Origin of the sequence: Methylobacterium iners (assembly GCF_022179305.1) — a bacterium.
Taxonomy (GTDB): Bacteria; Pseudomonadota; Alphaproteobacteria; order Rhizobiales; family Beijerinckiaceae; genus Methylobacterium; species Methylobacterium iners.
On sequence record NZ_BPQP01000089.1, the window covers coordinates 131,692 to 151,158 of the forward strand.

Genomic DNA, 19,467 nt, shown 5'->3' on the forward strand with positions numbered 1-19,467 from the left:
GTCCTTCGATCTAAGCCTGAACGACCCCGCTTTCCAGGTCGGCCGCCCCCATCACGCGGCCCGAATGCCCGAGACGAACCCCTCGACCTCGCCACCGAGCGCGCCGCATTGCCGTGAGAGCTCGGCCGCCGCGTCGAGGACCTGGGCGGCGCCGGTGCCGGCCTGGACCGCGGCGTCCTGGACCTGCGCCATGGTCTCGGTGACGGCCTGGGTTCCGCGCGCGGCGTCGTTGACGCTGCGGGCGATCTCCTGCGTCGCGACCTGCTGCTCCTCGACGGCCGCCGCGACGCCGAGCGCGATGCTGTGGACGCTGCCGATCGTCGTGCCGATCTCCTCGATCGCGCCCACCGTGTGACGCGTGGCGTCCTGGATCGCCGAAATCTGGGCCGTGATCTCGTCGGTGGCCCGGGCGGTCTGGGTCGCGAGCTCCTTCACCTCCGCCGCGACGACGGCGAAGCCGCGCCCCGCCTCGCCGGCCCGGGCCGCCTCGATCGTGGCGTTCAGGGCAAGAAGGTTGGTCTGGCCGGCGATGCTGGAGATGAGCGCGACGACGTCGCCGATCTTGCAGGCGCTCTGCGACAGGGCCTGGACGCGGGCGTTGGTGCGCCGCGCGCTCTCGACGGCGCCGGCCGCCGCGGCCGAGGTCTGCGCGACCTGCATGCCGATCTCGTTCGCGGTGGCGGCCAGCTCCTCGGTGGCGGCGGCCACCGCCTGGACGTTCATCGCGGTCTCGTTGGCGGCGGCCATCACCGCGCTCGACTGACGGTTGGTCCTCTCGGCATTGGCCGACATGCCGTGCGCGGTCCGCTCCATCTCCTGGGCCGCGCCCGAGAGGCGCCCGACGAGGCTGCCGACGCTGCCCTGGAAGCGCTCGGCGAGCTCGCTCCGCTCCGCGCGGCGGCGGCTGCTCGCGACGCCGGCGGCCTGCTCCTGGCCGTCGCGCAGGCGCGCGGCCTCCTGCATCGCTCCGGCGAAGACCTGCATGCTCGTCCAGATCGCGCCGATCTCGTCGCGGCTCGGCTTGACCGCCGGGAGGTTGTGGTCGCCCTCGGACAGGCGCCGGATCGCCGCGGCGACGCCGCCGAGCGGGCGCGCGATCTGGCGGTTTCCGACGAAGCCGCCGATCAGGAGGCAGCCGAGGGTTCCGCCCAGCGCCAGCGCCACCAGGAGCGCGAAGCGCTCCGCGTAGAGCGCGTCCGTCGCCTTGTCGATCGCCTCGACCTCGCCGCGTGCCCGGGCGACCAGGGCGTCGATGCTGTCCTGGAAGGCCTGCCGGTTCGCCCGGTTTGCCTCGGTGAAGCCCTGCTCGGCGGCGGCGCTCGGGGCGACCTCGGTGCCCAGCCGCGCCGTCTCGGTGCGCAGCGTCGTGAAGGCCGCCGCATCCTGGACGAGCTTGTCGAATAGCGCGCGGTCGCCCTCCCGCACGAGGGGCGCCCATTCCTTGAGGAGCGCGTTCATCGCCGTCAGGTTCTTCAGGAGGCGCTCGGCGTATTTCTTGGCGTCGGCCCGGTCTTTCGACGCGTAGATGCCGCGTGCCTCGACGACCACGCCCGTGACGATGCGGTTGAGGTTGGCGCCGTGGAGGGAGCGGGTCGAGGCCTGCTTCGTCTCGCCGAGCGCCGCGTTGAAGGTCGCGAGCGTCTGGATGCTGATCCCCGCAACGAGCAGTGTCGTCACACTACAGATTGCAACGAAGGCGAGGATTTTTGTTCGGATCCGCATCACGACATACCTAGATTATGGCGACATCCCCCTCTATTCGCCTTTGCTTGCGGCCCCGTTAACATATCACCGAATAGGCCGAGGTTTGATGGTGTCCATCGCGGCCGGCGATGCCGTCAGGGCCTCGCGTTCGGCCTCCAGAAGTCCGATGAGCCGCATGGGCCTGCCGCAACGCTCCGTCGACCTGCCCCGGCTCCTGGGAGTCGGGCTCCTGATCGGCGGCGTCGTCCTGATCCGCCGATAGGGGCGGAGCCGGTCAGCTCTCCGGCGCCTCCAGGCTCTCGATCACGAGATTCTCATTGGTGTAGATGCAGATCTCCGCGGCGATGGCCATGGCCCGCCGGACGATCGCCTCGGCGTCATGCGTCCCGTCCTCCAGGGCGCGGGCGGCGGCGAGCGCGTAGTTGCCCCCTGAGCCGATCGCCATGACGCCGCCTTCGGGCTCCAGCACGTCGCCGGCGCCGGAGAGCAGCAGGCTCACCTCCCGGTCGGCGACGAGCATCATCGCCTCCAGCCGGCGCAGGTAGCGGTCCGTGCGCCAATCCTTGGTGAGCTCGACGCAGGCGCGGGTGAGCTGGCCGGGATATTGTTCGAGCTTGGCCTCCAGCCGCTCGAACAGGGTGAAGGCGTCGGCCGTCGCCCCGGCGAAGCCGCCGATCACCGAGCCCTTGGCCAGCCGCCGGACCTTGCGCGCATTGCCCTTCACGATGGTCTGCCCGAGGCTGACCTGGCCGTCGCCGCCGATGACGACGCGCCCCCCCTTGCGGACCATCAGGATGGTGGTCGCGTGCATGCGGGGGGCGTCGTCGGGATGGGGCAAGGGAGGCTCCGAACTCTCTTCTCGAACCGGACAGGTAATCGCCCGACCCTTCCGGTCCAACCCGGCGCCGCTCCGTCGCTACTCCGGAAAGCGCGCGAAGGTGGGCAGGACGCCGAATTCCGCGAACCAGCGCGGAGCGTCCGCGGTCTGGATGCGGATCTGGGGCGGCAGCGCGTCGGGCTCGTCCAGGCTCCCGGTCTGAATGTCGACCTGGCCGGGGAAGAGGCTCTCGTTGACGTAGAACAGGCCGGTGCCGCAGCGGCCGCAGAACTGCCGGACCACGCCGGGCGAGGATTCGTAGCTCACCGGCTCGCCCGAGACGCTCACCCGCTCGCGCGGGAACAGGGCCCAGCCCACGACCGGCGCGCCGGCCGAGCGGCGGCAATCGGAGCAATGGCACAGCGCGTTGTGCACCGGCTCCCCCTCCGCCGCGTAGCTGATCGCGCCGCAGCGGCAGCGTCCCGTCACACTCATGCCCGCCTCCCCGACAAGCCCGCGGGCGGCCCGCGATACGGCCGCTCTCCGAATCGGGCGGGGTGACTACACCAGCCGGCGGCGGCGCTGTCCATGACGGCGCGCCGGTCAGACCACCACCGTGATCGCCTGCGCCGCCCGGGTCAGCCCGGTATAGAGCCAGCGGGCGCGGTGCTCGCGGAAGGCGTAGGATTCGTCGAACAGCACCACACGGTCCCATTGCGAGCCCTGCGCCTTGTGGACGGTGAGCGCGTAGCCGTAGGTGAACTCGTCGGTCTCGCGGCGCAGGAAGGCTGGGATCTCCTCCTCCGACCCCTGGATCACCGCCCGCAGGACCTTGATATCGGTGGGGCGCCGCCGCAGGGCCGGGTCGTCCTCGGGCACGACGTCGAGGCGGATCGTGTCGGGGCGCGGCGCGGCGCGCAAGGCGTGCACCGTCCAGGTCGAGCCGTTGAGGAGGCCCTTGGTGCGGTCGTTGCGCAGGCAGACGAGCTTCTCGCCCACGGCCGGCATCGGGTCGACATGGCCGGCGAGCTCGCGCAGCCGCGTGTTGTAGAGCCGGCGCGTCTTGTTGAGCCCGACCAGGACCTGGTCCGCCTCCATCACCAGGGACGGCTCGAGCTCGCGCCGGGCCACAACGCGGCTGTTGCCGAAGGTGCCGCGACTGAGCTGTCCGCCCTCGCGCACGGTCATCGCCATGCGCACGATCGGGTCGTCGACGGCCTGCCGGTGCACGTCGGTGAGCATGACGTCGGGCTCGGCCTCGGTGAAGAAGCCGCCGCCGCGCACCGGCGGAAGCTGAGCCGGGTCGCCCAGCACCAGCACGGGCTTTCCGAACGAGAGCAGGTCGTTGCCGAGGTCGGAATCCACCATCGAGCACTCGTCGATGATGATGAGCTCGGCCTTCGCCGCCGGACCCGAGCGATTGAGGGTGAAGGCCGGGCCGCCCTCCTCGTTCTCCTTGGTGCGGTAGATCAGGGAGTGGATCGTCGCCGCCTCGTGGCAGCCTCTCGCGCGCATCACCGAGGCCGCCTTGCCCGTGAAGGCGCCGAACACCACCGCCCCCTCGACGTCGTCGGCGATGCGGCGGGCCAGCGTGGTCTTGCCGGTCCCGGCGTAGCCGAACAGGCGGAAGACCTGGGCGCCGCCGCCCTTGCGCCAGGCGGCGATGGCCTTGAGCGCCGCCTCCTGCTGCGGCGCGAAGCGTGAGGGAAGGTCGGTGCCCGTCATAGCGTCAGGGCCGCGTGCGCAAGCGCACGGACCGACGCCGCGCGCGGGCAGAGATCCCGTCCGGACATCTGCGGGAAACAGAGGCGTCCGACGCTTGCCCGCAGACCGCGACGGCCCGGCCGGCGCAGAGGCGGAGATTCCGATGGCGACGATTCTCGAACTCAGGACCGCGCGGATGGAGCCCGGCGCGCCGGGTCAGGCACTGGCGGCCGGCGCCGAACTGGCCGCGGCCCGCCTGCTGACCGAGCTCGAGATCGCCAAGGCGCGGCTCGACAAGAGCTTCAGCGAGCTGCGTGGCCAGGACCCGCTCGCGGCGGAGATCTACGCGCTCCGCCGCGCGGTCCACAGCCTCGACGGGCTGCTTCGCGCCCGGGGACCGAGCGCCGAACGCGCGTCCCCTCACGGCCAGCGCACGGTCGGGGGCAGCGAGGAGAGGATCGAGGCGACGTTGCCGCCCGTCTTCAGTCCGAAGATGGTGCCGCGGTCGTAGAGCAGGTTGAACTCGACGTAGCGTCCGCGCCGAACCTGCTGCTCCAGGCGGTCGGCCTCCGTCCAGGCCTTCTCGAAGTTCGCCCGAACGATGGCCGGGTAGGCCGCGAGCAGGGCGCCGCCGACGTCGCGGGTGAAGGCGAGGTCGGCCTCGGGCTCCCCGGTCCAGTGATAGTCGTAGAAGATGCCGCCGATGCCGCGCGGCTCGTTGCGGTGCTTTAGGTGGAAGTACTCCTCGCACCAGGCCTTGTAGCGGTCGTAATCCGCGGCCGGATGGGCATCGCAGGCCGCCCTCATGGCCGCGTGGAAGGTCAGAGTGTCGGGATCGTCCTGCGTCCGGCGCCGGTCGAGTACCGGCGTCAGGTCGGCTCCCCCTCCGAACCAGGTCTTGGTCGTGACCACCAGCCGGGTGTTCATGTGCACGGTCGGCACGTTCGGATTCCAGGGATGCGCGATCAGCGAGATGCCGGTGGCGAAGAAGCGCGGATCCTCCGCGGCGCCCGGCATCTGCGCGCGGAATTCCGGCGCGAACTCGCCGTAGACCGTCGAGACGTGGACGCCCGCCTTCTCGAAGACGCGGCCCTTCAGCATGCCCATGGTGCCGCCGCCGCCGGGCTGGCCGCTATGGTCCGTGCGCTCCCAGGGCGTCTTCACGAAGCGCCCGGGCTGCGCCGGCGCTTCCGGCGCGAAGGGGCCCGAGGCCTCGTCCTCCAGCGCCTCGAAGGCTGAGACGATCCGATCGCGCAGGGTCGCGAACCAAGCGGCGGCCTGCGTCTTCAGCGTGGCGAGCTCGGCCTCGGGGAGGGCGCGCGCGGTGGTGTCCGGCATCGTCATGGCTGGGATGTCCCATCCCAGGTCGAACGCGTCAATCGCGGCGGGCCGGCCACCTGTCGCAGGGCCTCGCCCGCGATCATCGCGGCGGCGACGGCCACGTTGAGGGAACGCAGCCCCGGGCGGATCGGCACGACGACGCGGGCATCGGCCGCCTCGTGGACGCTCTCGGGCACGCCCGCCGATTCCCGGCCCAGCAGGATGCAATCCCCTTCGGAGAAAGCGAACCCGGTATAAGGCAGGGCGCCCGACGTCGTGGCGAGGACGAGCCGGCAGCCGGCCGCACGGCGCCACTGCGAGAAGGCCTCCCACGAGCGGTGCCTCGTGATCGCGACGTGGTCGAGATAGTCGAGGCCGGAGCGGCGCAGGTGCCGGTCGGAGACGTCGAACCCGGCCGGCTCGATGATCTCGACGGAAAGCCCGAGGCAGGCGGCCGTCCGCAGCATGGTGCCGGTGTTCTGCGGGATATCGGGCTGGTAGAGGGCGAGGCGGAGCATCGGGCCGATCGCTGATTTGAGGATCTGCGGCATCTCCCCCGGGTTGGCAGGTCGTCAAGGGCGCTTACATCCCGACGGACCTCCAGACACCGGCAGACGCCCATGTTCCTCGACTGGCTCGAGCGCCGCATCGACCCGTTCGCGCCCTTCGACGAGGGCCGGATGCCGCCCAAGACCGTGCTCGGCTTCGCGGGCTTCTACCTGCGGCCGATGCGGGGCGCGCTGATGCTGCTCTTCGCGATCGCGCTGGTCGCCGGTACGGTCGAGGCCTCGCTCTACCTCCTGATGAGCTGGTTCATCGACCTCCTCAACACGGCCGACCGGGCGACGCTCTGGCCGCAGCACGGGACCGCGATCACGCTCGCGGCGGGCTTCGTGCTCGTCGTGCGCCCGATCTCGATCTGGCTGCACGAGCTGCTCTCGAACCAGCTCCTCGTGCCGCAGGCGACGAACCAGATCCGCTGGCGCACGCATCTCTACACGCTCGGCCACTCGCTCTCGTACTTCCAGGCCGACTTCGCCGGGCGGCTGGCGAACCGCGTCGTGCAGGTCGGGCCGGCGGTGCGCGAGCTCGCCGTCGTGTTCATCGACACGCTGCTCTACGTCGCGATCTACGCGGTCACCGCGATCGGCCTGTTCGGCTCGATCTCCGTCTGGCTGGCGCTGCCGGTGGTGGTCTGGGTCGGGGCCTACTCGCTTCTGACGCGCTGGTTCGTGCCGCGCGCCCGCGCCCGCTCGCACGCCACCGCCGACACCCGCTCGCACCTGATCGGTCGCGTCGTCGACAGCTACACCAACATCCTGACCGTGAAGCTCTTCGCCCGCGACCGCGAGGAGCGCGCCGCGGTGCGCGGGGCCGTCGACGTCCACACCAAGGCCTACCTGCACCAGTTCCGGCTCGTCACCCTGACGACGACCCTGCTCGGCGTGCTCAACAGCCTGCTGATCCTCTCGACGGCCGGCATGTGCCTGGTGCTCTGGCAGCGCGGCGGGCTCACCACCGGCGAGGCCGCGGCCGGCCTCGCCCTGGTCCTGCGCCTCATCGCAATGTCGGGCTGGGTGATGCAGACGGTGCGCGGCATCTTCGAGAATGTCGGCGTGATCCAGGAGAGCATGCAGACGATCGCGCGGCCCCACGGCCTCATCGACGCGCCCGAGGCCCGCACGCTCCGCGTGACGGGCGGCGAGATCCGCTTCGAGAACGTCGACTTCCACTACGGCCGGGGCGACGCCAGCATCATCGAGAACCTGTCCTTCCGGATCCGCCCCGGCGAGAAGGTCGGCCTCGTCGGCGTCAGCGGCGCGGGCAAGACCACGGTGACCTCGCTGCTCCTGCGGCTCCACGACCTCGAGGGCGGCCGCATCCTGATCGACGGGCAGGACATCGCCGGGGTGACGCAGGACAGCCTGCGGGGCTCCATCGCCATGGTCAGCCAGGACACCTCGCTGCTGCACCGCTCGATTCGCGACAACATCGCCTACGGCCGGCCCGGCTCGAGCCCGGCCGAGGTCGAGCGGGCCGCGCGGCTCGCGCACGCCCACGAGTTCATCCTCGATCTCTCCGACCACAGGGGCCGTCGCGGCTACGACGCCCATGTCGGCGAGCGCGGCGTGAAGCTGTCCGGCGGTCAGCGCCAGCGCATCGCGATCGCCCGCGTCATCCTCAAGGACGCCCCCATCCTGATCCTCGACGAGGCGACGAGCGCGCTGGACAGCCAGGTCGAGGCGGCGATCCAGGACGCGCTCGACACGCTGATGGGCGGCAAGACGGTGCTCGCCATCGCCCACCGCCTCTCGACCATCGCGGCGCTCGACCGGCTCATCGTGATCGATCGCGGCCGGATCGTGGAGGAGGGCAGCCATGCCGAGCTGATCCGCAGCGGCGGCCTCTACGCCGATCTCTGGCAGCGCCAGTCCGGCGGCTTCCTGGGAGACCGGGCGCCGGCCGCGGCCTCCTGAGCCGCGGCACGGAAGCCGGGTGGAATGACACCGACATCGAGCCTCGCGGCGACCCAGTTCGGGCAGCGGCCGGCCACGCCCTGGCGGGACGAGGTGCGCGCGACGCTGCGGCTGTCGGCGCCGCTCGTCCTGATCAACCTCGCGCAGCACGGTCTGATCGCCTCGAACACGGTGCTGCTCGGAAGACTCGGCGCGGAGCCGATCGCCGCCGGCGCCCTCGCGACCGGCCTCTACCTCCTCCTCTTCATCGGCGGCATCGGGCTCACCTCCGCGGTGGCGCCCCTGGTGGCGGAGGCGATCGGCCGGACGGCGGACGAGAATCGCGCGGGCGCCGGGGACGAGGCGCGTCGCACGGTGCAGGCGGGCCTGTGGCTCAGCCTCATCGTCACGGGCGCGCTGATGCCGCTGCTGTGGAACGCCGAGGCGCTGCTCCTGCGGCTCGCCCAGGAACCCGCCGTGGCCCGGGAGGCCGGCGCCTACATGCGGGTGCTGCAATGGTGGATGCTTCCCGCCCTGGCCTTCATGGTGCTGAAGGGGGCGCTCGCCGCGCTGCAGAGGGCAGGACCGCCGCTCGCCGTGAGCCTCGCGGCACTCCCGATCAATCTCGGCCTCGGCGCCTTCCTCGCGTTCGGACCGCCGAAGCTCGGCATCGTCGGCGTGGCCTTGGGCACGGTGGTGACCGAGTTCCTGGCGCTCTTCGCCCTCGTGACGATCATCGGCCTCGACCGCGACCTGCGCCGCCACCGCCTCCTGGCAGACCTCTGGCGCTTCGATCCCGAGCGGCTCGGCCGCGTCGTGCGGGTCGGCCTGCCGATGGGAATCACCGGCATCGCCGAGGCGGGGCTGTTCGAGGCGGCTACGGTGGCGATGGGCACCTTCGGAACCATCCCGCTCGCGGCCCATGCGGTGACGCTGCAGATCGCGGCGACCTGCTTCATGGTGCCCAACGGCATCGGCCAGGCGGCGACCGTGCGGGTCGGCCGCGCCCTCGGCGCCGGCGACCGGCCGGCCCTGCGCCGGGCGGGCGCCGTGGCGCTCTCCCTCGGCTTCGGCTTCATGGTGTTCTGCGCGCTGCTCCAGCTCCTGGCGCCGCGGACGCTGATCGGCCTGTTCCTCGATGCGGGGGCGCCCGGCGCGGCGGAGGTGTTTCCCGTCGCCATCGGCTTCCTGATCTTCTCGGCCTTCTTCGCGATCTCGGACGGCGTCCAATCGGTGGCGCTCGGCGCCTTGCGGGGGCTGCAGGACACCAAGGTGCCGATGATCATCGCGCTGAGCGGTTATTGGGGCGTTGGGGTACCGCTGGGCGCAGCGCTCGCCTGGGGCGCGGGCTTCGGCGGCCAGGGGATCTGGGCGGGGTTCTGCGCCGGCTTGCTAGTGGTGTCTGTCCTGCTCGTGACGCGCTGGCTGCGGCTGAGCGGCAAACCGGGCGCCGCTCGGGGAAATGCCGGCTGACACGGCCTTCGCTTGATCCCTCGGATCGCTTCAACAGCGGTCCCTCTGGCCGATCGCCAGCCTCACACGACGACTCGTCGGCGCACATGCGAACCACGCCGGACTCCCTCTCCCAGGGGGAGAGGGTTGGGGTGAGGGGCGCGAACTCTCCGGATAAGGCACGCCCCTCAACCTCTCCCTCTAGGAGAGGGGACCCGCGGTTCGTCCGCGAGGCCGGAGGCATTGGCCCGCCTGGGCGGAGAGGCGCGGGCCGACCTCATGGGGTAGTGGTGGCATCCGATTTCCCCTACCACACGCGCGCCAGCCGATGACGACGCCCGACGCCGATGCCGTGGCCGCCCTGCTGCGGGCGGCGCTCGCCGATCCCGAGACCTCCTTGAGCCTCGGCAGCTTCGGCGCGCTCGCAGAGTTCCGACGTGAACCGGACGAGGCCGCAACAGCCTTGACCGATGAACGCCTCGGGATTGCCACTGGGCGCGGCGCCATCGCCCTGCACCCGCGGCCTGGTCTGCGGCCCGTCGCCTACGAGACCGCGTTCCGCTCGGGCTGGAGCCACGCCCTCGCGCTCTGCCTGCCGGATGCCGCGTGCGCCATGAACGGCCGGACGCTGCTCACCGAGCTCGGCCCGGACCATGAGGCGGCCCGCCCAGCGGATCGGGGCGGCGTGCTGTTCGACCTCGGTCTCCGTCTGCGGGCGATCGATGCCTGCCTGCGCTCGCGCGATCCGGAGACCACCTCCCGCCTGCGCGCCGCCTGCGGCCGGCCGTTCTTCGATCAGGGAACCGCGCTCGCGTCGGCGCTCCTCGCCCTGAATGCGGACCGCGTCCTCTGCGCCCGCATCGGCCGCATCGAGGTCTTTGCCGCCGAGCCCCGGCCGGACGGGCCGCGCGCCTACCTCGTCCCGGAGATCCTGCGCGCCGGCCGCACCCATGCCGCGACGGCGCCGATCCCGGCGGGCCTCGTGCCGGTGGCCGCGATTCATCCGCCCCACCCATGCCGGGATGCGCGAGGCCGGCCGATGCCGTTCGATCGCGCCCGCCACGACGCCTTCCAGGCCCTGCTCACCCGTTGGGGCGATCCCGATCTCCTCGCCGTCAAGCACGGCCTCGCGGAGCCCCGAGGCCGTCACGCCCGGGCGGCGCGGCGCGCCGGGGAGCGGCAGGCGCCCTTCCTGGCGAGCCCGCCACCCAAGGGTCACGCTTGAGTGACCGCCAAGCTTTTCTTCGTGCGTCGGTCGTGCTCACGGTCTATCTGGAATCGATCCAATCAACCGACCTGACGCACGACGCGCACCGGAGACGAGGCATCATGATGTCGACACGTATGACCGCGGGCTGTGCCGCGGCGCTCGCCTGCCTTCTCGCGGGGCCCGTCTCCGCCCAGGAGGCCGACGCCCAGGCCATCGTCGATGCGCTCTTCGCCGCCGGCGGCAACAAGCCCGGCGTCCGGGCGAGCGGTGCCAAGGGCGTCTGCGCCAAGGGCACCTTCACCCCGTCGGCCGAGGCGCCGAGCCTCACCAAGGCGCCGCACTTCGCCAAGGCGGTGCCGATGACGATGCGGTTCTCCATGGGCGGCAGCAACCCGGGCATCTCGGACAAGGCCAAGCCCGTGACGCGGGGCTTCGCGATGCGCTTCACCGACACGACCGGCGACATGGTCTTCGTCTTCATCTCGGCGCCGGTCTTCTCGACGAAGACGCCCCAGCAGCTTCTCGAATTCGCCCGGGTGCGCGCACCCGGCCCGGACGGCAAGCCCGATGCCGACAAGATCAAGGCGTTCGGGACGGCCAATCCCGAGACGACCAAGCAGGCGGCCTGGCTCAACGCCCGCCCCGTCCCGGCGAGCTTCGCGGGCGTCGACTACTGGGGGGTCCAGGCCTACACGCTGACCGACGCCAAGGGGGCTGCCAAGATCGTGAAGCTGAAGACCGTCGCGACCGCAGGCCAGCTCGGGCTGATCGACGACGAGCTGAAGGCCAAGCCCGACAGCTTCTACGCCGACGAGCTCAAGGAGCGCCTCGCCAAGGGCCCGGCCACCTTCGACCTCGTCGCTGTTCTGGGCGAGGCCGGCGATCCGACGAACGACTCGACGGCCACGTGGCCGGAGGAGAACCGCAAGTCGGTCAAGCTCGGCACCATCGCGGTCAGCGCGATCGAGCCGAACGCCACCTGCGACGCCAACACCTTCGATCCCGTCGCCGACCTGCCCGAGGGCGTGGCCGGCCCGGCCGACGATCCGATGTTCGCGATCCGCTCGCCGACCTACGCCATCTCGCTCTCGCGCCGCGCCGCGCCCTGACCGGGAACGGAGGGTCCGGAACGGCGGTTCTCCTTCTCCCGAGACGAGGGGCGGAGGAGAGCGCCATGGCCGAGCCGGACCCTGCCAAACCCGGAGACGAAGCCCCGCCCGGCGTGCCGGGCACCGGTGAGAACGTGTGCCGCCGCTGCCGCGGCGCCGGCACGATCGACGCGCAGCCTTGCCCGGACTGCGCCGGGACGGGCCACGTCACGACACCGATCGGCGGCGGCTGAATGGCCTTCCCCTCGACCTCGCCGACGGCCATCCTCGACGAGGGGCGCGGCGCCCGCTACCGCGGCGACCCCGAGAGCGCCAACCCTCACCCGCAAGGGTCGGAGGAGCACGCGCTGTGGCTGAGAGGATGGCAGGTGCCCGACGGGTCGCAGGCCGAGGCGGAATCGCCCGAGCGGGAGGCCACCGCTGCGGGGAGGGCCGGGACGGCGCGCGAGGGGCCGGGACGAGACTGATATCGCCCCTTCGGGCCGTCGCGTTCGTCCATCTCGCGGCACGTGTCGTGAAGGGGGCTGTTGCCCACCCACGCTCGTCATTCCGGGGCGCCGCAGGCGAGCCCGGAACCTAGAGACGCTGGCCTGGCAAGCTGAAGAACGACCTTATGGTTCTGGGTTCCGGGCTCCGCTATGCGGCCCCCGAATGACAAGCGTCGGGCTTGGGGCGCGAGCGGGACCCGCTCGACCGAACGTGGCCTCAGACGATCCCGCTCTTGTCGTAGGGCCAGGGCTTGCCGAGATGGGCCGCGACCTTCGCCGGGTCGTTGCCGGCCGCCGCGACGGCTGCCTCTACCTGCTCGACGGGCACCTCGAAGCGCCGGGCCCAGAAGGCGCGGGACCGCGGCTCCTTAAGGCTGACCGTGTCCGGGTCGCCGGCCTGCGGCTCCACTCGATCCGTCATGCTGATTCCTCCTGCGCGACCCCGCGCGAGTGACCGCCTCGACAACGCCCGGCCACCGCCTAGTTTCCCGCCATGCGCACCATCCTCCCGGCAGCCCTGCTTCTTGTCCTCGCCGCACCGGCGCGCGCCGATTCCTGCGGCGACCTGATCGACCGCGTCGTGGCGGGCACCGAGGCGCGGCTGGTCAAGCGCAGCGCGGACTTCGCCGAGCTCGCGGCGAGCGACGATATCACCATGACGCTCGCCTGCGGCGGCCTCTCCGCGGTGGGGGTGCAGTTCCGGGGCGAGGCGCTGCCGAAAGCCTACTTCCCGCTCGTCGGGCGCGCGGGCCGCGTCGTCACGGGGATCGAGACCGCATCCATCACCGAGGCCGCCAAGCTCGCGCGCGAGAACGCGGCGCGGACGCGACACAGCCACGTCGATGCCGGCTCGGCCCTGGTCACCTGTTCCGTGGTCAAGGCGGCGGTCGGGCTCGTCACGGCCTGCGCGGTGATCGAGAAGGACGAGCGGCGCTGAAACGGCAGGCCGTTCAGCAGCGCCGCATCGCGATCACGACGAAGCCCGAATAGGCGAGGGCGGCGGCCATGACGAGGAAGGCGCTGGTGTCCATCGCCGCAACTAGGCCGGGTCCGGCTCCCCGGTCGATCCGGCGTCACGTCGCTGCGGCATGTGCGCACCCCGGGCCGGGCCGCTTCACCGCCTGTTAACCCTATGGGCTCGATCCTGCCGCGCTCGCAGTCCCGGAGGCGGAGGAAGCCGTGCCGAGCCGCCCCATCCTGCGCCTTCCCAGCCTGCGCCTTGCGGCGATCCTGACGCTCGCCGCACCGGCCGCGGCGCAGGCGCAGGAGCCGCTCTTCCTGCGCATCCGGCCGGCCTCGCCGGAGGCCGCCTTCGCCGCGCGCGAGGCGGTCTGGACCCGCAGCCACGAGCGTGCGCGAATCGCCATCGCTTCGGTCTGCACCGGATGCCTGCTACCGGTGCCGGCCGAGAGACCCTCCGACGCTTCCCCCTCCGCCGAGACAGGTGCCCCATGACGCAAGCCCACCCGACCAGCGGCCCCGTCGCCGACCCGGATTGCCCGGTCTCCCTCGACCTCCTGGGCGAGGTCTACCGCGCCGATGCCTACGACCTGCCCGGCATCCTCGAGGCGATTCCGGCGACGACCCGGGCGAAGCTCGCGGTCTACCTCTACGGCAAGAGCCACATGCACCAGCTCGGCCTCACGGTGGCCCGGGCCTGCAGCCGCGACGACCTCGTCCGGGTCGCGGGCGAGATCGGGTCGGTGGTCCACGGCCAGTCCCAGCTCAAGGCTCCCAAGGCGGCGACGCCCGCGCCCGCGGCCGCCCCGCAGCCCAAGAAGATCAGCCTCGGCGGCTCCGCCGCGAAGGGCCGCTCCTTCGACTGACGCCGTCTTGCGGGTCCGGCCAAGGTTAACCCCGCATTAACCATACCCTCCCATCGTCGCCTCGGATCGGGACGAAAGGAGAGCCTCATGAGACCCTTCGAGCAACAGGTGCGCGAGCGCGCCTACTACATCTGGGAAGGCGAGGGCCGCGTGTTCGGCCACGCCGAGGCGCATTGGCTGCGGGCCGAGGCCGAGCTCCGCGCCGACCGGGTCCAGGCCTCCGGCGGGGTAGTCCAGGCCCCCGCCGCGGCGGTACAGGCCCCGCTCCCGGCCGAGGTGCTGAAGCCCAAGGCGAACCGCGCCCGCAGCGCCGCGGTGAAGAGCGCCGTCACCAAGGCCGTCGCGGCCGAGACGGGCAAGGCCAAGGCGAAGGCGGCACCGAAGGCGGCCCCCAAGCTGACGGCTCCCAAGGCGGCTCGCCCGAAGGCGCCCCGCGCCACGGCGGCATCGAGCGCCGCCCTCCACTGACCGGCCCTCGCCGGCCGACACAAACCCGCCCCGGCAACGGAGGCGGGTTTTTTGTTGCTTTGCCGAAGGGTGCGGCCTCGAAACGGAACACCCGGGCAAGCGTTGCCGTTATCGGGTACGTTCCCGAGCCACCCACCCGCGAGGCCGCCCCGTGAGAACCCCGTCGCTCCTTCTCGTGATCGTCCTGGCCGGCACGCCCCTCGCGGCCGCGGCCGGGCCCTATCGCGAGCTGCGCCCGCGCTACGACATCGACGCCACCGGCAGCGTCGGGGGCCGCGCGCCCTGGAGCCAGCCCTGGGAATACGATTCGGGCAGCGACAACGACCGGCGCCCGGAGCTGGAATACTACCAGCAGGGCCGCGGCCAGCAGACCGGCGGGCCCGCCCGCAACCTCCTGCCCGACGACGGGCTGCACTTCTTCCCGCGCTGAGGCCTCACTTCGCCAGCGCGTCGGCGAAGGCCGCCGTGCGGTTGCGGGCATAGACCGGCAGGCCGGCGCTGATCGAGGTGCCGGTGTTGAAGGACGAGTTCCCCATCAGCACCTGGGCCGGCAGCAGGTTCTTGAGCACCGGCACCCGGGCATATTCCTGCTTGCGGTCGAGCACGTCGGCCTTGATGGCGAGCGCCATGTAGGTCGTCACCACGGTCTTGCTCGCGTCGCCCGGCATCGGCTGGAGGACCGCCAGGAACTTGCCGAAGCGCAGGATCTGGTTGACCCAGAAGATCGTCTGCTCGAGCCCGCCCGCCACCGGCGTGTCGAGCTTCGTCAGGGTGCCGAGCCCCGCCGCCTCGGCTTGCGGCAGGACGCGCAATTCGCTCTGGAACGAGACGAACTCGGCCACCTTCTTGGCGGCGCCCTCCTCGAGCTTGTTGGCGAGCTTCACGCCGAGGGGCAGCTTGCCCTCGAGGTCGTAGCGCGATTCGATGCAGACCGTTCCGTCCGCGCACCAGGACCGGTCCGGGCGCCGGGCGAAGGCGGCGGCCGGGTCCTTGGTCGGCGTCACGTCGGCCGGGTTCAGGGCCTTGTGCTTGATGACCGGGTCCATCTTCGAGACGAAGGGCAGGGTCGCGTAGGCCGAGAGGTCGATCGCGCTCGCGGGCTTGGGGACCACGAAGCGCCCCTGCGCCACGTAGACCTTCAGGGTCTCGTGTCGTGGCTTCGGAACGCCGTTGACGATCGTCGTGTAGTTCGGCTCGGCATAGGCCGCATGGGGGGCGAGCACCGCGCGCTCGGCCGGCCGGAGCTTGCCCCAGTCGAGATAGGGGACGAGCCCGCTCTCCGGGTTCGAGGGATTGTCGCGGTGGTCCGTGAACAGGACCGTGCCGGGCTTCAGGGTCGCCAGGTCCGCCGATTCGATCGAGGCCACGTCGCGGATGCGGTCGGGCGCCTGCAGCTTGATGCCCTCCTGGGCCGAGGCGGCGGAGGCGAGGGCGAGGCAAAGGAGGATTGCCGGAAGTTTTCTCTGCACGTGGGTACCTTGCTCACCGTTTGAGCCTGTCACCTCCCCCTTGTGGGGAGGGGTCCGGGGTGGGGGTGGTTCCGCTTGCCTCCGCGGCAGGGTCGCCCCGCCACCCCCACCTCCAACTCCTCCCCACAGGGGGGAGGAGAGATGCGCGATCCCGAAGGCGGTCGGGAGACGCCGCGTCAGTAGCGCGGGTCGTCGCCGAACAGGTAGTCCGGGTCGCGGCGGCGCGGCCGCGGATAGGTCTCCTCGTCGCCGAAGGGCGAGCGCTGGGTCTGGCCCGGCCAGGGCTGGTAGCCGCCATACCCTTGCGCGCGCCGGTCGCGGCGCGCGGCCCCGTCGTCGCCGAAGGGATCGAAGATGTCGGCCTGCCGCCCGCGGCGCCCGGTGAGATTGTCGTAGAGGTCGCCGGAGGCGTCGGCACCGGGCTCGTCGAGGTCGCCGTCCTCGGGCTCCGAGCGCATCGCCATCTCGGTCTCGCGAGGCAGAAGCTTGTACTGGGTGTCGGCCATGCGGCCGTCCTTGATCCGGAAATGCTCCAGGAAGCCGCCGTCGGCGAGGCGCTCGCCGCTGCGCGCGTCGATCGGAAGGTCGGCCAGGTACTGGCGCGCCTCGGGCGAGGGCGGGGCGAGCGGCGTGCGCGGCACGCCGTTCGCCCAGGCCGCCTGCAGGATGGCGCCGGCGATCGGCACCGCGAGCTTGCCGCCGGTCTGGCCGCGGCCGAGCGTGCGGCGAACCCCGTCGGCATTGTCGTAGCCGACCCAGACCACCACCGTGACCTCGTTGGTGAAGCCCGCGAACCAGGCGTCGTTCTCGTTCTCGGAGGTGCCGGTCTTGCCCGCGACGTAGGGAGAGGATCGGCTCAGCGCGGCGGCCGTGCCGTGATGGGTGACGCCCTGGAGCATGGTCTTGAGCTGGTAGAAGGCGACCCGGTCGGCCGAGCCGATCCGGACGGGCTCGCGCGGCTCGCGCCGGTAGACGGGCTTGCCGTCGCGCTCGACCCCCTCGAGGACGTGCGGCGCGGGCCGGCCGCCCTCGTTGGCGACGGCGGCATAGAACCCGGCGAGGTCGAGCATCCGCACGGGCTGGGAGCCGAGCACGAAGGGGTAGAAGCGCTCGCACTCGGCGTAGAGCTGCGCCTCCAGCGCGAGGTCGCAGACCCGCTGCAGGCTCGCCGGCGCGGTGGCCGCGATGCCGCCCTGGAGAAGCCGGGCGGTGACGAGGTTCTTCGAGAATTCGAGGCCCCGGCGCAGGGTCGTCGCCCCGGAGCCGCCGCCATCGTAGTTCTTGGGCGACCAGGAATCGCCCACGCCCCCGATCGGCGGCAGGGTGACGCCGGTGTCGAGGACGAGGGTGTTGGGCTGCAGGCCCGCGTTGAGCGCCGCGAGGTAGGTGAGGGGCTTCAGCGTCGAGCCGGGCTGGCGCACGGACTGCGTCACCCGGTTGAGCTGGCTCGCCGGGTAGGAGAAGCCGCCGGCCATCGCGAGAATGCGGCCGGTGCGGTTCTCCATGACGAGCGCCGCACCCTGGACGACGGGACGCAGGCGGATCTCGGCCCGCGGCGTCTTCGCGCTCGGGTCGCGCAGCTTCACCCGGACGACGTCGTAGGGCTGCAGCCGGCCCCGCGCCGGGCCGGGATCGAGGCTCGCGGTGCGGCCGTCGGCGAGCCCCACCTTCGCGGGGCGGCCCTGGCCCGGATCGAGCACCACGGCGAGGGGCCAATGCACGTCGTAGAGGGGCGGCCGGGCGCTCCCCAGAGCGCGCTGCCAGGCGGGCTTCGGGGCGGGGGTCTTGGGCTCGGCGGCTTTGGCCACGACCTTGGCCGCCTTGCGTCCGCCCGCCGCCTTCGACTCGCTCGGCCTGGCCTCAACCGGCTTGACTTCAGCAGGCTTGACTTCAGCAGGCTTGGCCTCGGGCGCCTTCGCCTCACCGCCGACGATCAGCGGCACGCCGGCCACCGCGCCCTCCGCCGCGGGCGCGGCGCCTTCGAGCTTGCGAACGGCCTCGGCGAGGTTGAACTCCGGCCCCTCGTAGACCTGGCGCCCCGTCGCCCGCTCGTAATTGGCGAGCCCGTCCTGAAGGGCCGTCTCGGCCGCCCGCTGGAGGCCGGCATTGATCGTCGAGCGCAGGGTGTAGGAGGCCGAGGTCACGGACTCGAGCCCGGCGAAGGTGCGCGCCTCGCGGGCGAGGTGATCGACCACGTAGTAGCCGCTGTCCCGCCGCGCGGTCTCGACGGGCTTGAGGCCGAGCGGGGCGTTGGCGGCTTCCGCGAGCTGGGCGTCGGTGATGACGCCCTCGTCCTTCATCCGGGCAAGCACGTAGGCGCGGCGTTCCCTTGCCCGCTCCGGGTGCCGGTCCGGGCTGTAGAAGTTCGGCCCCTTGGGCATGCCCGCGATCAGCGCCGCCTCCGGCACGGTGAGCTGGCCCACCGACTTCCCGAAGTAGGAGCGGGCGGCCATCTCGATGCCGTAGGAATTGCGCCCGAGATAGATCGCGTTGAGGTAGAGCCCGAGGATCTGGGGCTTGGTGAGCACGCGCTCCAGGCGCGCGGCCACGATCATCTCGCGGATCTTGCGCTCGTAGGTGACGTCGTCGCCGACCATCAGGTTCTTGACGACCTGCTGCGTGATGGTCGAGCCGCCGGCCGGGCGCCCGGGCGCGGCGAGGTTGCCGATGAAGGCCCGGATCACGCCGCGCTCGTCGATGCCGCGGTGGCTCTCGAAGCGCTTGTCCTCGGCCGCGACGAAGGCCTTCTGCACCATGGCCGGGACCTCGGCGATGGGCACCACGAGGCGGCGGCCATTGGCCTCGAAGGCCTCGGCGTAGCGTTTTCCCGCGCCGTCGAGGATGAGGCTGGCGCCGGGGAGTTTGGGGTCCTTCAGCGTCTCGGCCGCCGGCAGGTCGGCGGCGGCCTTGTTGTAGAAGGCGATCACCTCGGCCGCGTCGAAGGGCGAGTTCGCCGGGTTCTCGCCCTTGCAGAACTGCTTGTAGCTCGTGTTGAGCTCGGCGATGTCGAGCCCGTGCAGGAGCTTCGGCGCGCCCGCTCCCGCCACCGCGGTCGGGTCCTCCATCGCGGTCGAGATCAGGTCGTCGAGGTTGATGTCCTCGATGTCGAAGGCCTTGCGCATGTGGGCGCAGCCGTCGCGCAGGATCTGCACGACTTCCCCCGCATCCTTGGCCGGATCGAAGGCGGTCTTCACCGCGTCCGGCCGCGTCGTGACCTGGCTCAGCGTCAGCGCGGTGGCGAACAGCTTGATCAGGATGGCGTTCATCGAGCCTCAAGGCACCGGTGTCACGGACGCGGGCGTGCCATCCTCATGGAGCGGCGCCCATGAACATGGGGTGCACAAGGCGGCTGTTTTATGGAGAGTCACCGCGTGGTGGGCATCTCATGCCGCATCCGCTTGATCGCCGCGGTTCGGTGCGCGTCCTCCTCTCCCCGCTGGGCGG

At 71.6% G+C, this 19,467-nt stretch carries 21 protein-coding genes; 12 read left to right on the forward strand and 9 right to left on the reverse strand.

The features are described from left to right. Positions 1-51: 51 nt before the first annotated feature. The 4 genes from MFF55_RS23675 to MFF55_RS23695 form a co-directional block, all read right to left on the reverse strand. Complete coding sequence (locus MFF55_RS23675; RefSeq protein WP_238246566.1) at positions 52-1,722, reverse strand: methyl-accepting chemotaxis protein; 1,671 nt, start codon at positions 1,720-1,722, stop codon at positions 52-54. Between the two features lie 256 nt (positions 1,723-1,978). Continuing rightward, complete coding sequence (hslV, locus tag MFF55_RS23685; RefSeq protein ID WP_238246600.1) at positions 1,979-2,515, reverse strand: ATP-dependent protease subunit HslV; 537 nt, start codon at positions 2,513-2,515, stop codon at positions 1,979-1,981. A gap of 105 nt (positions 2,516-2,620) precedes the next feature. Continuing rightward, positions 2,621-3,016 (reverse strand): GFA family protein, encoded by a 396-nt coding sequence (locus MFF55_RS23690; protein WP_238246567.1) that lies wholly within the window; start codon positions 3,014-3,016, stop codon positions 2,621-2,623. 108 nt (positions 3,017-3,124) lie between these two features. Beyond that, positions 3,125-4,246, reverse strand: a complete 1,122-nt coding sequence (locus tag MFF55_RS23695) for an ATP-dependent DNA helicase (protein WP_238246568.1) — start codon at positions 4,244-4,246, stop codon at positions 3,125-3,127. Between the two features lie 142 nt (positions 4,247-4,388). On the opposite strand from MFF55_RS23695, the gene MFF55_RS23700 reads away from it, so the two are divergent. Beyond that, positions 4,389-4,736, forward strand: a complete 348-nt coding sequence (locus tag MFF55_RS23700) for a hypothetical protein (protein ID WP_238246569.1) — start codon at positions 4,389-4,391, stop codon at positions 4,734-4,736. On the opposite strand, the gene hemF is transcribed toward MFF55_RS23700, so the two are convergent. After that, on the reverse strand, positions 4,646-5,563 hold the full coding sequence (hemF, locus tag MFF55_RS23705) for an oxygen-dependent coproporphyrinogen oxidase (RefSeq protein ID WP_238246601.1): 918 nt from the start codon (positions 5,561-5,563) through the stop codon (positions 4,646-4,648). The genes MFF55_RS23700 and hemF overlap by 91 nt on opposite strands. Positions 5,564-5,565: 2 nt before the next feature. Beyond that, positions 5,566-6,063 carry a tRNA (cytidine(34)-2'-O)-methyltransferase gene (locus tag MFF55_RS23710; RefSeq protein WP_238246570.1) on the reverse strand — a complete coding sequence of 166 codons (498 nt, stop codon included), beginning with the start codon at positions 6,061-6,063 and terminating at the stop codon, positions 5,566-5,568. 102 nt (positions 6,064-6,165) lie between these two features. Between MFF55_RS23710 and MFF55_RS23715 the strand changes: the two genes are divergently transcribed. The 6 genes from MFF55_RS23715 to MFF55_RS23740 all read left to right on the forward strand — a co-directional run bounded on the left by MFF55_RS23715 (position 6,166) and on the right by MFF55_RS23740 (position 12,239). After that, positions 6,166-8,022: an ABC transporter ATP-binding protein gene (locus MFF55_RS23715; protein WP_238246571.1), complete on the forward strand. Its 1,857-nt coding sequence runs from the start codon at positions 6,166-6,168 to the stop codon at positions 8,020-8,022. 24 nt (positions 8,023-8,046) lie between these two features. Beyond that, the gene (locus MFF55_RS23720; protein WP_238246572.1) at positions 8,047-9,474 is read left to right on the forward strand and encodes an MATE family efflux transporter; all 1,428 of its coding nucleotides are present in this window, start codon (positions 8,047-8,049) and stop codon (positions 9,472-9,474) included. A gap of 307 nt (positions 9,475-9,781) precedes the next feature. Next, a complete protein-coding gene (locus MFF55_RS23725) occupies positions 9,782-10,678 on the forward strand; it encodes a DUF6925 family protein (RefSeq protein ID WP_238246573.1) in 897 nt (298 codons plus the stop codon). Between the two features lie 104 nt (positions 10,679-10,782). Next, positions 10,783-11,772, forward strand: a complete 990-nt coding sequence (locus MFF55_RS23730) for a catalase family peroxidase (protein ID WP_238246574.1) — start codon at positions 10,783-10,785, stop codon at positions 11,770-11,772. A 65-nt stretch (positions 11,773-11,837) separates the two neighbouring features. Beyond that, positions 11,838-12,005, forward strand: a complete 168-nt coding sequence (locus MFF55_RS23735) for a hypothetical protein (RefSeq protein WP_238246575.1) — start codon at positions 11,838-11,840, stop codon at positions 12,003-12,005. Then, positions 12,006-12,239 carry a hypothetical protein gene (locus MFF55_RS23740; protein ID WP_238246576.1) on the forward strand — a complete coding sequence of 78 codons (234 nt, stop codon included), beginning with the start codon at positions 12,006-12,008 and terminating at the stop codon, positions 12,237-12,239. 238 nt (positions 12,240-12,477) lie between these two features. Here the strand turns inward: MFF55_RS23740 and MFF55_RS23745 are convergent, their stop codons facing one another. Continuing rightward, a complete protein-coding gene (locus MFF55_RS23745; RefSeq protein ID WP_238246577.1) occupies positions 12,478-12,681 on the reverse strand; it encodes a DUF3606 domain-containing protein in 204 nt (67 codons plus the stop codon). Between the two features lie 72 nt (positions 12,682-12,753). On the opposite strand from MFF55_RS23745, the gene MFF55_RS23750 reads away from it, so the two are divergent. The 5 genes from MFF55_RS23750 to MFF55_RS23770 all read left to right on the forward strand — a co-directional run bounded on the left by MFF55_RS23750 (position 12,754) and on the right by MFF55_RS23770 (position 14,984). Continuing rightward, complete coding sequence (locus tag MFF55_RS23750) at positions 12,754-13,197, forward strand: hypothetical protein (protein WP_238246578.1); 444 nt, start codon at positions 12,754-12,756, stop codon at positions 13,195-13,197. Positions 13,198-13,439: 242 nt separating this feature from the next. Next, the gene (locus MFF55_RS23755; RefSeq protein ID WP_238246579.1) at positions 13,440-13,715 is read left to right on the forward strand and encodes a hypothetical protein; all 276 of its coding nucleotides are present in this window, start codon (positions 13,440-13,442) and stop codon (positions 13,713-13,715) included. Continuing rightward, entirely contained in the window at positions 13,712-14,086 is a 375-nt protein-coding gene (locus MFF55_RS23760) for a hypothetical protein (RefSeq protein WP_238246580.1), read from the forward strand. Before MFF55_RS23755 ends, MFF55_RS23760 begins: the two co-directional genes overlap by 4 nt. 87 nt (positions 14,087-14,173) lie before the next feature. Beyond that, a complete protein-coding gene (locus tag MFF55_RS23765; protein ID WP_238246581.1) occupies positions 14,174-14,554 on the forward strand; it encodes a DUF2934 domain-containing protein in 381 nt (126 codons plus the stop codon). 151 nt (positions 14,555-14,705) lie between these two features. Beyond that, complete coding sequence (locus MFF55_RS23770; protein ID WP_238246582.1) at positions 14,706-14,984, forward strand: hypothetical protein; 279 nt, start codon at positions 14,706-14,708, stop codon at positions 14,982-14,984. A 4-nt stretch (positions 14,985-14,988) separates the two neighbouring features. On the opposite strand, the gene MFF55_RS23775 is transcribed toward MFF55_RS23770, so the two are convergent. Together MFF55_RS23775 and MFF55_RS23780 are read right to left on the reverse strand one after the other, a co-directional pair. Continuing rightward, a complete protein-coding gene (locus MFF55_RS23775; protein WP_238246583.1) occupies positions 14,989-16,023 on the reverse strand; it encodes a hypothetical protein in 1,035 nt (344 codons plus the stop codon). Positions 16,024-16,199: 176 nt separating this feature from the next. Further along, positions 16,200-19,289: a penicillin-binding protein 1A gene (locus MFF55_RS23780; protein WP_238246584.1), complete on the reverse strand. Its 3,090-nt coding sequence runs from the start codon at positions 19,287-19,289 to the stop codon at positions 16,200-16,202. Between the last annotated feature and the right edge of the window lie 178 nt (positions 19,290-19,467).

Excerpts from the sequence above, each read along its gene's own strand:
- MFF55_RS23745 (WP_238246577.1), bottom strand. The coding sequence starts at position 12,681 with ATGACGGATCGAGTGGAGCCGCAGGCCGGCGACCCGGACACGGTCAGC.
- MFF55_RS23750 (WP_238246578.1), top strand. The coding sequence starts at position 12,754 with ATGCGCACCATCCTCCCGGCAGCCCTGCTTCTTGTCCTCGCCGCACCG.
- MFF55_RS23700 (WP_238246569.1), top strand. The coding sequence starts at position 4,389 with ATGGCGACGATTCTCGAACTCAGGACCGCGCGGATGGAGCCCGGCGCG.
- MFF55_RS23675 (WP_238246566.1), bottom strand. The coding sequence starts at position 1,722 with ATGCGGATCCGAACAAAAATCCTCGCCTTCGTTGCAATCTGTAGTGTG.
- MFF55_RS23720 (WP_238246572.1), top strand. The coding sequence starts at position 8,047 with ATGACACCGACATCGAGCCTCGCGGCGACCCAGTTCGGGCAGCGGCCG.
- MFF55_RS23715 (WP_238246571.1), top strand. The coding sequence starts at position 6,166 with ATGTTCCTCGACTGGCTCGAGCGCCGCATCGACCCGTTCGCGCCCTTC.
- MFF55_RS23710 (WP_238246570.1), bottom strand. The coding sequence starts at position 6,063 with ATGCTCCGCCTCGCCCTCTACCAGCCCGATATCCCGCAGAACACCGGC.
- MFF55_RS23725 (WP_238246573.1), top strand. The coding sequence starts at position 9,782 with ATGACGACGCCCGACGCCGATGCCGTGGCCGCCCTGCTGCGGGCGGCG.
- MFF55_RS23695 (WP_238246568.1), bottom strand. The coding sequence starts at position 4,246 with ATGACGGGCACCGACCTTCCCTCACGCTTCGCGCCGCAGCAGGAGGCG.
- MFF55_RS23735 (WP_238246575.1), top strand. The coding sequence starts at position 11,838 with ATGGCCGAGCCGGACCCTGCCAAACCCGGAGACGAAGCCCCGCCCGGC.
- hemF (WP_238246601.1), bottom strand. The coding sequence starts at position 5,563 with ATGCCGGACACCACCGCGCGCGCCCTCCCCGAGGCCGAGCTCGCCACG.
- MFF55_RS23780 (WP_238246584.1), bottom strand. The coding sequence starts at position 19,289 with ATGAACGCCATCCTGATCAAGCTGTTCGCCACCGCGCTGACGCTGAGC.
- hslV (WP_238246600.1), bottom strand. The coding sequence starts at position 2,515 with ATGCACGCGACCACCATCCTGATGGTCCGCAAGGGGGGGCGCGTCGTC.
- MFF55_RS23740 (WP_238246576.1), top strand. The coding sequence starts at position 12,006 with ATGGCCTTCCCCTCGACCTCGCCGACGGCCATCCTCGACGAGGGGCGC.
- MFF55_RS23765 (WP_238246581.1), top strand. The coding sequence starts at position 14,174 with ATGAGACCCTTCGAGCAACAGGTGCGCGAGCGCGCCTACTACATCTGG.
- MFF55_RS23730 (WP_238246574.1), top strand. The coding sequence starts at position 10,783 with ATGATGTCGACACGTATGACCGCGGGCTGTGCCGCGGCGCTCGCCTGC.
- MFF55_RS23690 (WP_238246567.1), bottom strand. The coding sequence starts at position 3,016 with ATGAGTGTGACGGGACGCTGCCGCTGCGGCGCGATCAGCTACGCGGCG.
- MFF55_RS23760 (WP_238246580.1), top strand. The coding sequence starts at position 13,712 with ATGACGCAAGCCCACCCGACCAGCGGCCCCGTCGCCGACCCGGATTGC.